Below are 10,220 nucleotides of genomic sequence, written 5' to 3' on the forward strand. Positions count from 1 at the left end.
TTCTTGTAGCCGGAATCGACGCAGAGCTTCTTGTGGGTCTCGACATGGTCGAGCACGGCGTGATCGAGCAGATTGCGCAGGCCGGACTGGAAATGGCTGTTCAGATAAGCGTAATCCAGCACCTGTTCCGACTCTTCGCCGCGAATGTCGAGATGGCGCTTCAGGATGATGCGGTCCTGGGTCAGCGTGCCGGTCTTGTCGGTGCACAGCACGTCCATGGCGCCGAAATTCTGGATGGCGTGCAGCCGCTTCACGATCACTTTCTCGCGCGACATGGCGATGGCGCCCTTGGCGAGATTGACCGTGACGATCATCGGCAGCATTTCCGGCGTCAGGCCGACCGCGACCGCCACCGCGAACAGCAGCGCCTCCAGCCAGTCATGCTTGGTCAGGCCGTTGATCAGGAAGACCGTCGGCGCCATCACCAGGATGAAGCGGGCCATCAGCCAGACGAATTTATCGACGCCGAGGTCGAAGGCGGTCGGCGCGCGCCGGCCGGCGATTTCGTCCGCCAGCGCGCCGAAAAAGGTCGAAGCCCCGGTGCGCAGGACGATTCCGGTCCCATAGCCGGACACGACATTGGCGCCCATGAAGCAGAGATTGGGCGATTCGAACGGATCGTCGTGGGATTCCGCGCTTTCCGCGAATTTCTCGACCGGCATGGCCTCACCGGTCAAGGCGGACTGGTTGATGAACAGGTCCTTGGCCGAGAGCAGGCGCAGATCGGCCGGGATCATGTCGCCGGCGGAGAGCCGCACGATATCGCCCGGAACGATCTGCTCCATCGGAATTTCGGCGAAAGGATCCTCCGGGGGCGGGGCGTCGGGGGCCTCGAGTCTGCGCCTGACGCTGGCGGTGGTGTGGACCATCGCTTTCAGCCGCGCGGCGGCCTGGTTGGAGCGATGTTCCTGGATGAAGGCGGTGGCGATCGCCAGCACGACCATGGCCGCGATGACGATGGCCGCGCGGGCGTCGCCGAGAAACCACGACACGGCCGCCAGCGTGGCCAGCAGAGCGTTGAGCGGATTGCGCGCCCGCAGCCAAAGCTCCTCGACAATGGACAGCCGGCGCTCGCGGGTGACGCGGTTCGGTCCGAACTGGCGCAGGCGGCGCGCGGCCTCCGCTTCGTCCAACCCTTCGGCCGAGGCGCGCAGCCGCGTCAGAACGTCGTTCGCGGCGAGGGCGCTCCAGGAGAGTAATTCGGAATCCGCCTTCGCCTGGCGATGGGTCGGCGTTTTTGGCGTTCCCGGGGCGCTCTGCCTGATCTGGAGATTTTGCAAAATATTCATCGCGTCTTCCGCCTGGCGGATGGATCATGATCGCGGATGGGAAAGCGTCACCTTAATCTGGAACAATGGGCATTGCGATGACGGTCTGATGACGCGGCTTTTCCGCAATTCCCGTGGCTTTGCGCGAAAACTTGTTCCGGCTGTCGCGAATCGGCACAATGTCCGCCACGTGCGCCCCTCGATCCGATTCGCGGCTTGGCGCCGTTCTCACGCGCCGAAAGGGGACTTTCCGATGCGCTGTCCCTATTGCGGCAGTCTCGACACCCAGGTGAAGGATTCGCGGCCGACCGACGATTCCGCCTCGATCCGCCGCCGCCGCGTCTGCCCGGATTGCGGCGGGCGCTTCACGACCTTCGAGCGCGTCCAGTTGCGCGAGCTGACCGTCATCAAGAAATCCGGTCGGCGCGCGCCGTTCGACCGCGACAAGCTGGTGCGCTCGGTTCAGATCGCCTTGCGCAAGCGCCCGGTCGATCCCGAGCGCGTCGACCGCATGCTCAACGGGCTGGTGCGCCAGCTTGAAAACCAGGGCGAATCGGAAATTCAGTCCGAAACCATCGGCGAACTGGTCATGCAGGGGCTAAAAACCCTCGACGAAGTCGCCTATGTGCGTTTCGCCTCGGTCTATCGCAATTTTCGCGAGGCGCGCGATTTCGGCCCGCTGCTCGACGAATTTTCCGAGGAAAGCGCGGCGGCCAAACGCAAGGAAGAGGACGCCTGACATGGCGTTGTCCCTGCAGGACGAGCGTTATTTCCGCGCGGCGCTCGCGCTCGGGCGGCGCAATCTGGGCGCCGCCGCGCCCAATCCGGCCGTCGGCGCGCTGGTCGTCAAGGACGATGTCGTGGTAGGGCGCGGCTGGACGGCGCTTGGCGGGCGTCCCCACGCCGAAACCCAGGCGCTGGCGCAGGCGGGCGAACAGGCGCGCGGGGCGACCCTCTATGTGACGCTGGAGCCCTGCGCGCATCAGGGCAGGACGCCGCCCTGCGCCGAGGCGGTGATTGCGGCCGGAATCGCCCGCGTCGTCGGTGGGTTGACCGACCCGGACGACCGGGTCGCCGGCGAGGGCTACGCTTCGTTGCGGCGGGCCGGAATCGCGGTCGAGTCCGACGTCCTGCCGGACGAGGGCTGGCGCGCCCATCGCGGCCATATTCTGCGCGTCACCGAAGGCCGGCCGATGGTGACGCTGAAGATCGCCCGGACCGCGGATGGGCAGGCGGCCGGCGGCCCGCACGATCCGCGCCTCGCCATTACCGGCCCGGCGGCTAATCTGCGCACCCATGTTTTGCGGGCGATGCACGAGGCGATCATGGTCGGGATCGGCACGGCGCTGGCCGACGATCCGCTGATGACCGTTCGCCTGCCAGGCTGCGACCGAAAGCCGCTGCGCGTGGTGCTCGACGCCGGGCTTGATCTGCCTCTGCGCTCGCGCCTCGTCGTCGGCGCGCGGGATTTTCCGACTCTGGCGATCTGCGGTCCTGACGCCGATTCGGCGCGGCGGGCCGCGCTTGAGGCGCAGGGCGTGATGGTTGAGTCCTGCGCGCTGGAGGGCGGCCGGCTCGATCTGCGCGCCGCGCTGGGCCTGCTTGCCGCACGCGGAATTTCGCGGGTCTTTTCCGAAGGCGGCCCGCGCGTCGGCGCGGCGTTGATCGCTGAGGGCCTTGCCGACGAAACCATCCTGTTCACTAGCCCCAAGCCGCTCGGCCGCAAGGGCGTCGAGGCGCTGTCGGCGGAGGCGCGCGAAACGCTTGCCGGCGCCGCGGCTTACCGTGTGGTGGAGCAGGGTGATTTCGGCGCCGATCGTTTCGTCCATTACGAGAGAATCTAGATGTTCACCGGCATTATCACCGACGTCGGAACGCTTGTGTCCGTCGAGCCGCGCGGCGACCTGAAACGGCTGCGGATCGCTTCGCATTATCCGCATGACAGTCTGGTCCTCGGCGCCTCGGTCGCCCATGACGGCGTCTGCATGACCCTGGTCGGCTTTGGCCCGCGCAATGACGGCGACGGCTACACGAGCTGGCAGGAGGTCGACGCCGCCGCCGAGACGCTGGCGGTGACCACAGCCGGGGCCTGGACGCCGGGCAAAAAGATCAATCTGGAGCGGGCGCTGAAGATCGGCGACGAACTGGGCGGCCATCTGGTGTCCGGCCATGTCGATGGCGTGGCGACGCTGGTTTCGCGGCGCGATTTCGACGCCATGGCGCATTTCGAGATCGAGGCGCCCAAGGCGCTGGCGAAATTCATCGCCGAAAAGGGCTCGGTCGCGCTCGACGGAACCTCGCTGACGGTCAACAAGGTCGAAGGGACCCGTTTCACTATCCTGCTGATCCCGCACACTTTGGACGCCACGATCTGGGGCGGGCGCAAGGCGGGCGACAAGATCAATATCGAAGTCGACACCATGGCGCGCTACGCCGCCCGGCTGAGCGAAGCCGCGAGCCTCTGATCCCTTTCAGAGCGCGAGAATCGTGTCGAGCAGGCCGGGGAAGCGCGCGTCGATGTCCTCGCGCCGCAGCCTGTTGATATATTCGACGCCGCGCCGGGTGGTCCACACCAGCCCGGATGCGCGCAGCACGCGGAAATGTCCGGATAGGGTCGAGCGCGAAATGTCCGGAAAGGGGGCGGCGGCCCCGCAATTCTTGCCGTCCTCGCAGCAATTGAGGTTGCGCACAATCGCAAGCCGCACCGGGTCGCCAAGCGCCGCCAGCAAAGCGGTCAGCGTTATGTCTTCCGGCCGGGGGTGAAAAAGCGCGGTCATGAATTCCCTATAAACGGAACCGGCCGGGCGCGCATGCGCTTACGCCTAACCTTCGCCATATTTCCATATTTCGATATAACCGAAATATGGAAATAATTGGAGCCTCTCATGTCCAATCGGTTCAGCAACAAAGTCGCCCTCGTGACCGGCGGTTCGACCGGCATTGGTTTCGCCGCGGCCGAGGCCTTTTTGCGCGAAGGCGCGGCGCGCGTCTATATCACCAGCCGTTCGCAGGACACATTGGCTGCGGCCGCCGCGACGCTCGGCGCCAAGGCTGTCCCGGTTCGCGGCGACGTCGCCAGCCTTGAAGATCTCGACCGGCTGAAAAAGCAAGTCGAAAGCGACGGCGAAAAGCTCGACGTGATTTTCGCCAATGCCGGCGTGGCGGAATATAATGCATTCGGGACGACGTCCGAAGCCGAATTCGACCGGATCATCGGCATCAATGTCAAAGGCGTCTTTTTCACCGTGCAGACGCTTCTGCCCGTGCTGCGCGATGGCGGCGCCGTTGTCCTCACGTCCTCCATCGTCTCGGCCAAGGGGATGCCCAATCTCAGCCTCTACAATGCGTCGAAGGCCGCCGTGCGTTCTTTCGCCCGGACATGGGCCAATGATCTGAAAGAGCGCGGCATTCGCGTGAATGCGGTGAGCCCGGGCGTTACGGAGACGCCGATCTTCGTCAACGGGCTGAAACTGACGCAGGAACAACAGGAAGGCTTCGCCGCCTATGTCAAACAATCGGCGCCGCTCGGACGCGTCGCCGTTCCCGCCGAAATCGCGTCGGCGGTGCTCTTTCTCGCTTCCGACGACGCGAGCTATATCACGGGTGTGGAATTGAGCGTCGACGGCGGCTTGGCCCAGGTGTGAACGCCCGGCGCGCCGAAGCGATCACGTCTTGCGCTCGCGCCGGGATCAGCGCTTTGCGTCGTCCGACGGCGCCCGCATGACGGTTTCGTGCAGCGTCTCGCAGTGATGGACAAGGTTCGGCCGTGAGGCGATGAACTGCTTCAGGGGCGTGTCGATATCGTAGAAATGGATATTGGCGATAAAGCCGTAAATGCCGGCGTCTATGCTGGAGGGCTTGTCGCCATGGATGAAGCCGCCATCGGGAATGAGGTCGGCGAGGACGGCAAGATCGGCCAGACCGCGGGTATAGACGGCGTCGGGCGCATATCGCCCGACGCCCTGGAAATAATAGCGCTGAAAATTGAACTCGCGGGCCTTTGTCAGCCCCTCGTCGGTCAGGCTGGGGTGCTCGCGCATGAGCGCGGCGCGGAAGGTCGGCCAGAAGCGCTCGTCCTTCCAGCGCGAATAGGACATGACCCAATAAAGGTCGTCGAGCAGGCGGGTCACAAGCAGGCTCAAGTTGCGTTCGCGCGCGCCCAGCGCGGCGTCGATGGTCAGCCCGTATTTGCGGATCAGATGGGCGAGGATGGTTTCGCTGTCGCCGATGGTTTCGCCATCGTCGACAATATAGGGAAGCTGTCCGCGCGGCGCCGACGACGCGTCGAACAGATGTTCGTGGACGAAAGGCAGCCCGACGAGCCGCAAGAAGGCGAAGACCTTCAAGCCATAGCCATTGTTATCGGCGACGCCGAACAGGGACGGGTAAGAATACAAGGTGATCATGGCCGCTTCCGTCCTTTTGTCGGCGGGGCTCGGCGAAGACGACGCGCCGGAGCGGAAGCGGCGCGCATGAGCGCCGGTTCGGGCGTCGCAAGCCCTCCCATCTAATCAAGGGTCATTCCGCAAAAAATTGGTAAGTCGCCTTGTACGGCGCACGCAATTGCTGGCCAATGTGCTCTGCGTCGCAACCATCCTTGGACGCCATGCCTCCGCTGGTGGCGGTTCGCCGCACGAAAGCTATCTGCGACCAGGCGCCGCTACCCTCATGGCTTTTGGCCTTGAGCAACAGCCAGGGGATATCCTCGGCCCTGGGCGCATTTTCCTTGGCGATCACTTCGCCGACAACCTCGCTTCCGTCGATATTCTTCCAAGCTGGACCCGCGAAATGCGTTCCGACCACTTGGCCTTGGGCGTTAGTCAAGTTTGCCTCGGGGCCCTTGAAGATCCACGCGGGCGCCTGTTCTCTCGCCTCGCAATTGTAAATCTGGACGCCCGCGGCATAGACCTCCTGAATGAGACGGGCGCTGGCGGGCGGCGTGGTGTCGGCCAAGGCGCCGGCGGAGAAAAAGAGAGCAGCCGGCGCAACAATAACGAATCTATGAATCATGAGACGGCCCTTTCGCGAACGGGCGCCGCCGGCCTTCGATTGCTGCAATTCAGAGCGCCGGCGCGCCGCGAGCAAAACGTTTTCATCCAGCCAAAAGGATAGAGACGATCGGCGCCAAAATCGCGACAGCCGGCGGTCTGATCTTCGCTCTTGCGTCCAGAGCGCAACGCCATGATGACGCGCCGCAATCCCACCCTTCTCCCCTTGCGGGAGAAGGTGTCTGGGCGGCCCGAGGCCGTCCAGACGGATGAGGGGTTCGTTCCTTACGCCTTCGGCAACTGGCCGCCGGGGGTCAGTTTGTCGATGACGGCCGGCAGGGCCTGAGCCAGAAGTTGCGACAATTGCGCGGGGTCGAGCCCCGCCTGCTGCGCGAGTTCGCCCAGCTTGCCATGGCCGATCACGGCATTGATCTGATCGGGCGTGAGCGCCTGGTTCTGGCCGGTTCCGACCCAGGAATCCGCGTGCTGGCCGAGGCCGGCGTTGCGGAACTGCTCCAGCAGCGAGCCAAGGCCGCCGGAAAGAGCGCCGCCCGAAGCCGCGCTGCCGGCCGCGCCGCCGGCGGCCGCGCCGGCGAGCAGCCCGCCGAGCTGTCCGAGCAATCCGCCGCCGGAAGAAGCCTCCTGCGGAGCGGGGGCGGGCGTCGGCGCGGCCGGCGCCTCGCTTTTCCCGCCGAACATTTTGCCGAGAATCAAGGCGCCGACAGCTATCAGCAAGGGCTTGGTGAAATTGCCGCCGGGGACCGCTTCATTGATGGCGTCGTCGAGTTGACCCATTTTTCCCTCCTCGAAAGAGGCGCGCCGTCTGGTGCGACGGCAGGCGCAGTCTGTCTTTCCCGGAACATTCGCGCAAGTGACGAATTTCTCTTTTATAAGGGTCAAGTTCGCGCTCTACTGCGCCGGTTCTGGCCCACTCCCGGCGGCGGAAGGTCGCGCCGCCAAGTCCGGCCTCCGAATGAGGAGATGTCGTCATGAATTGGCTCGTGTGGATCATTTTCGGCCTGATCGCGGGTTTTATCGGCAGCAAGCTGGTCAACAAGGAAGGTCAGGGCTTCCTGATGAATGTGGTGCTGGGCATCCTCGGCGCCGTGGTTGGCGGCTGGATCGGCGTCCAATTGGGCCTTGGCGGGGTGACGGGGTTTAATCTCGGCAGTTTGCTCCTTGCCGTTGGCGGCGCGGTGGTAGTGCAGGTCATCTATCGCGCGTTCACGGGCAGCAGCAGGCCCTGAGGCCGCCCCCGGTCTGGGCCGGTAAAGGCGAAGGACTTGTCGAACAGCGTCGCCGCGCATCGCGAAGGGGTTGCGCGGCGGCGGCGCACGTCCTATTCAACTCGCCTTCTCGGCAAGCAGTCAGACCACAGGAAGCCCCATGGCGGAGCCAAGCCGCGCGCCCGAACCGCAGACTTCGGTCGCAGGCGCGCATTTTCTCATCGTCGAAGCCCGGTTTTACGACGCCATCGGCGAAATGCAGCTGATCGGCGCGATTGCGGCTCTCGAACAGGCCGAGGCGCGCTGGACGATCGCGCGCGCGCCGGGGGCGCTGGAGCTTCCGGCCGCCATCGCCATCCTGCTCGACGGCGCCCAACGGGCCGGAACGCCCTATGACGGCGCGATCGCCTTGGGTTGCGTGATCCGAGGCGAAACCTATCATTTCGAGATCGTCGCCGGCGAAAGCGCCCGCGCTCTGATGGATCTGTCGGTGGCGCGGCAAATTCCGCTCGGCAATGGAATTCTCACCACGGAAAACGAAGAGCAGGCCCTGGAGCGCGCCGATCGCGCGCGGCTCGACAAGGGCGGCGACGCCGCCCGCGCGGCGCTTGCCATGTATCGTTTGAAACAGGGGGCGCGCTGATGGCCGCCGAAAACCGTTCCGCCGCGCGGCTCGCGGCGGCTCAAGCCTTGTATCAGATGGAGGTCGCCGGCAAGGGTCTGAAGGAGATTCTGGCCGAGTTCGAGACCTGGTGGATCGGCCAGGAGGTCGAGGGCGACCAGTACAAGCCGGCCGAAATTGCCTTTTTTCGCTCCATCGTCTCCGGGGTGGTGGAGCATCAGGTCGAGATCGACCGCGCCGTGGACCGCACCCTGGCCGAGGGCTGGCCTTTGCGCCGGATCGAGGCCCTGATGCGCGCCATCCTGCGCGCCGGCGCCTTCGAACTGCTGCGGCGCGGCGATATTCCCGCCCGCGTGGCGATCAAGGAATATGTCGATGTCGCCGGGGCCTTTTTCGATCGCGACGAAGCGGGCATGATCAATGCCGTGCTCGACGCTCTGGCGCGCAAATGCCGCGCCGAGGAATTTTCGGCCTGAGGCCGGGGCGCGACCGGAGAAGGCGCGGGTGAACGAGGCGGAACTGATCGCGCTTTATTTCGCGCCTCTCGCGGGGGAGGGCGGCCTCGGCCTGCGCGACGACGCCGCGCTGATCGCGCCGCCGCCCGGCACGGAACTGGTGGTCACCGCCGACGCTCTGGTCGCCGGGGTGCATTTTTTCGCGGCCGATCCGCCGGATCGCATCGCGGCCAAGGCGCTCGCCGTCAATCTCTCCGATCTCGCCGCAAAGGCGGCCGATCCGCTCGGCTTCCTGCTCACGCTTGCGCTACCCGGCGACTGGAAGCCGGCCTGGCTGGAAGGCTTTGCACGCGGCCTTGGAGAGGTTGCGAAGGCTTTTCATTGCCCGCTGCTCGGCGGCGATACGGTGGCGACGCCGGGGCCGCTGACGCTGTCGATCACGGCTTTGGGCGCGGTGACGGCGGGCAAGATGGCGCCGCGCACCGGCGCGCGGCCGGGCGATGCGCTTTATGTTTCGGGCGCGGTGGGCGACGGCGCGCTCGGCCTCGCCCTGCGGCAGGCGCAGCTTGCCGACGCGCCGGCGCCGGTCTGGGCCGCGGCGCTGGCGCCAGCGCAACAGGCCGATCTGGTCGACCGTTATCTGACGCCGCGCCCGCGCCTGGCTCTCGCGCAGGCTCTGCGCGCCTGCGCCCATGCCGCCATGGACGTCTCCGACGGTCTCGTCGGCGACCTGCGCGCCATGATGCGGGCGAGCGGGACCAGCGCGCGAATCGATCTGCGCATGGCGCCCCTGTCGCAAGCCGCCGCCGCCGCCTGGCGGGCCGAGCCCGGCCTGACCGAGCGGCTGTTCTGCGGCGGTGACGATTACGAGATCCTCTGCGCCGTGCCGGCGGAAGCGCGCGGTCGATTCGAGGCTTTGGCGGCGGCTTCGGGCGTTCCGGTCACGGCGATCGGGATGGTGGGTCCGGCCTCGGCCGGCGATATCATGATCGGACCCGATGGCGCGCCGCTGACCTTCCGGCAAGAACGATTCAGCCACTTTTGACGCGGCCGGCGCGCTTCGGATTGTCCGGAGCGGCTTTTCGTCCGCCAAGCTCAGGTCCGCCATTGCCGCGCCTGCGCCTTTATGGAACATTGCCCCGCGAAAAGAAGAGATTGATCCTGAACAATGCCGACACCCAATGATCGGCGGCAGGCTTGACCCAAGGAATTGTGAAGAAGGGGCGGAAGGCATGGCAATTTGGCTCATCATTCTGGGCGGGCTCCTGTCCGTCGTCTATGGCGTCGTCACCATTCAGAAGGTGATGGCGGCGGACGCGGGCTCGGCGCGAATGCAGGAGATCGCGGGCGCGGTCGCGGAAGGCGCGCAGGCCTATCTGCGACGGCAATATGCGACCATCGGCCTCGTCGGCGTGGTCATTTTCGTCCTTCTTGTTTTCCTGCTCGGCCTGAAGACCGGCATCGGCTTTCTGATCGGCGCGTTGCTTTCCGGCGCCGCCGGCTTCATCGGCATGAACGTCTCCGTCCGCGCCAATGTGCGCACCGCGCAGGCCGCCACCCAGTCGCTGGCGGGCGGCCTCGACATCGCCTTCAAGGCGGGCGCGGTCACCGGCCTGCTGGTGGCGGGCCTCGCGCTGCGCGGCGTCTCGGTCTATTTCTGG

The 10,220-nt window shown here is 65.7% G+C and carries 14 protein-coding genes; 9 read left to right on the plus strand and 5 right to left on the minus strand.

Annotation, left to right across the window (positions count from 1 at the left end; genetic code table 11):
- The coding region (locus ACE3S9_RS08775) for an HAD-IC family P-type ATPase (RefSeq protein ID WP_374546065.1) at window positions 1-1,289 on the minus strand (1,289 nt) is incomplete at its 3' end.
- Window positions 1,290-1,521: 232 nt separating this feature from the next.
- On the opposite strand from ACE3S9_RS08775, the gene nrdR reads away from it, so the two are divergent.
- Genes nrdR through ACE3S9_RS08790 form a run of 3 tightly spaced genes read left to right on the plus strand, consistent with a single transcriptional unit; the run spans window position 1,522 to window position 3,733 of the window.
- A complete protein-coding gene (nrdR, locus tag ACE3S9_RS08780; RefSeq protein WP_374546066.1) occupies window positions 1,522-2,007 on the plus strand; it encodes a transcriptional regulator NrdR in 486 nt (161 codons plus the stop codon).
- A gap of 1 nt (window position 2,008) precedes the next feature.
- A complete protein-coding gene (gene ribD / locus ACE3S9_RS08785) occupies window positions 2,009-3,112 on the plus strand; it encodes a bifunctional diaminohydroxyphosphoribosylaminopyrimidine deaminase/5-amino-6-(5-phosphoribosylamino)uracil reductase RibD (RefSeq protein WP_374546067.1) in 1,104 nt (367 codons plus the stop codon).
- On the plus strand, window positions 3,113-3,733 hold the full coding sequence (locus ACE3S9_RS08790) for a riboflavin synthase (RefSeq protein WP_374546068.1): 621 nt from the start codon (window positions 3,113-3,115) through the stop codon (window positions 3,731-3,733).
- A 6-nt stretch (window positions 3,734-3,739) separates the two neighbouring features.
- Here the strand turns inward: ACE3S9_RS08790 and ACE3S9_RS08795 are convergent, their stop codons facing one another.
- Entirely contained in the window at window positions 3,740-4,045 is a 306-nt protein-coding gene (locus ACE3S9_RS08795; RefSeq protein ID WP_374546069.1) for an ArsR/SmtB family transcription factor, read from the minus strand.
- A 108-nt stretch (window positions 4,046-4,153) separates the two neighbouring features.
- On the opposite strand from ACE3S9_RS08795, the gene ACE3S9_RS08800 reads away from it, so the two are divergent.
- Window positions 4,154-4,912 (plus strand): glucose 1-dehydrogenase, encoded by a 759-nt coding sequence (locus tag ACE3S9_RS08800; RefSeq protein ID WP_374546070.1) that lies wholly within the window; start codon window positions 4,154-4,156, stop codon window positions 4,910-4,912.
- 45 nt (window positions 4,913-4,957) lie between these two features.
- Here ACE3S9_RS08800 and ACE3S9_RS08805 read toward each other — a convergent pair whose 3' ends face one another.
- The 3 genes from ACE3S9_RS08805 to ACE3S9_RS08815 all read right to left on the minus strand — a co-directional run bounded on the left by ACE3S9_RS08805 (window position 4,958) and on the right by ACE3S9_RS08815 (window position 7,051).
- Window positions 4,958-5,674 carry a glutathione S-transferase C-terminal domain-containing protein gene (locus ACE3S9_RS08805; protein ID WP_374546071.1) on the minus strand — a complete coding sequence of 239 codons (717 nt, stop codon included), beginning with the start codon at window positions 5,672-5,674 and terminating at the stop codon, window positions 4,958-4,960.
- A 112-nt stretch (window positions 5,675-5,786) separates the two neighbouring features.
- Complete coding sequence (locus tag ACE3S9_RS08810; protein ID WP_374546072.1) at window positions 5,787-6,278, minus strand: DUF3455 domain-containing protein; 492 nt, start codon at window positions 6,276-6,278, stop codon at window positions 5,787-5,789.
- 263 nt (window positions 6,279-6,541) lie between these two features.
- On the minus strand, window positions 6,542-7,051 hold the full coding sequence (locus tag ACE3S9_RS08815) for a YidB family protein (RefSeq protein WP_374546073.1): 510 nt from the start codon (window positions 7,049-7,051) through the stop codon (window positions 6,542-6,544).
- A gap of 194 nt (window positions 7,052-7,245) precedes the next feature.
- Here ACE3S9_RS08815 and ACE3S9_RS08820 point away from each other — a divergent pair, with 194 nt between their 5' ends.
- From ACE3S9_RS08820 to ACE3S9_RS08840, 5 genes are all read left to right on the plus strand, one after another.
- Complete coding sequence (locus ACE3S9_RS08820; protein WP_374546074.1) at window positions 7,246-7,503, plus strand: GlsB/YeaQ/YmgE family stress response membrane protein; 258 nt, start codon at window positions 7,246-7,248, stop codon at window positions 7,501-7,503.
- 139 nt (window positions 7,504-7,642) lie between these two features.
- The gene (gene ribH / locus ACE3S9_RS08825) at window positions 7,643-8,125 is read left to right on the plus strand and encodes a 6,7-dimethyl-8-ribityllumazine synthase (RefSeq protein WP_374546075.1); all 483 of its coding nucleotides are present in this window, start codon (window positions 7,643-7,645) and stop codon (window positions 8,123-8,125) included.
- Entirely contained in the window at window positions 8,125-8,580 is a 456-nt protein-coding gene (nusB, locus tag ACE3S9_RS08830) for a transcription antitermination factor NusB (protein WP_374546076.1), read from the plus strand. The genes ribH and nusB overlap by 1 nt, the downstream gene beginning before the upstream one ends.
- 28 nt (window positions 8,581-8,608) lie before the next feature.
- A complete protein-coding gene (gene thiL, locus ACE3S9_RS08835; RefSeq protein WP_374546077.1) occupies window positions 8,609-9,604 on the plus strand; it encodes a thiamine-phosphate kinase in 996 nt (331 codons plus the stop codon).
- 187 nt (window positions 9,605-9,791) lie between these two features.
- On the plus strand, window positions 9,792-10,220 hold a 429-nt coding region (locus ACE3S9_RS08840), incomplete at its 3' end, for a sodium/proton-translocating pyrophosphatase (RefSeq protein ID WP_374546078.1).

The sequence above is a fragment of the Rhodoblastus sp. genome (assembly GCF_041915505.1).
In the GTDB taxonomy this organism is placed as follows: Bacteria; Pseudomonadota; Alphaproteobacteria; order Rhizobiales; family Beijerinckiaceae; genus Rhodoblastus.

Coding starts and splice junctions, on each gene's coding strand:
- nrdR (WP_374546066.1), top strand. CDS start 1,522: ATGCGCTGTCCCTATTGCGGCAGTCTCGACACCCAGGTGAAGGATTCG.
- ribD (WP_374546067.1), top strand. CDS start 2,009: ATGGCGTTGTCCCTGCAGGACGAGCGTTATTTCCGCGCGGCGCTCGCG.
- ACE3S9_RS08790 (WP_374546068.1), top strand. CDS start 3,113: ATGTTCACCGGCATTATCACCGACGTCGGAACGCTTGTGTCCGTCGAG.
- ACE3S9_RS08795 (WP_374546069.1), bottom strand. CDS start 4,045: ATGACCGCGCTTTTTCACCCCCGGCCGGAAGACATAACGCTGACCGCT.
- ACE3S9_RS08800 (WP_374546070.1), top strand. CDS start 4,154: ATGTCCAATCGGTTCAGCAACAAAGTCGCCCTCGTGACCGGCGGTTCG.
- ACE3S9_RS08805 (WP_374546071.1), bottom strand. CDS start 5,674: ATGATCACCTTGTATTCTTACCCGTCCCTGTTCGGCGTCGCCGATAAC.
- ACE3S9_RS08810 (WP_374546072.1), bottom strand. CDS start 6,278: ATGATTCATAGATTCGTTATTGTTGCGCCGGCTGCTCTCTTTTTCTCC.
- ACE3S9_RS08815 (WP_374546073.1), bottom strand. CDS start 7,051: ATGGGTCAACTCGACGACGCCATCAATGAAGCGGTCCCCGGCGGCAAT.
- ACE3S9_RS08820 (WP_374546074.1), top strand. CDS start 7,246: ATGAATTGGCTCGTGTGGATCATTTTCGGCCTGATCGCGGGTTTTATC.
- ribH (WP_374546075.1), top strand. CDS start 7,643: ATGGCGGAGCCAAGCCGCGCGCCCGAACCGCAGACTTCGGTCGCAGGC.
- nusB (WP_374546076.1), top strand. CDS start 8,125: ATGGCCGCCGAAAACCGTTCCGCCGCGCGGCTCGCGGCGGCTCAAGCC.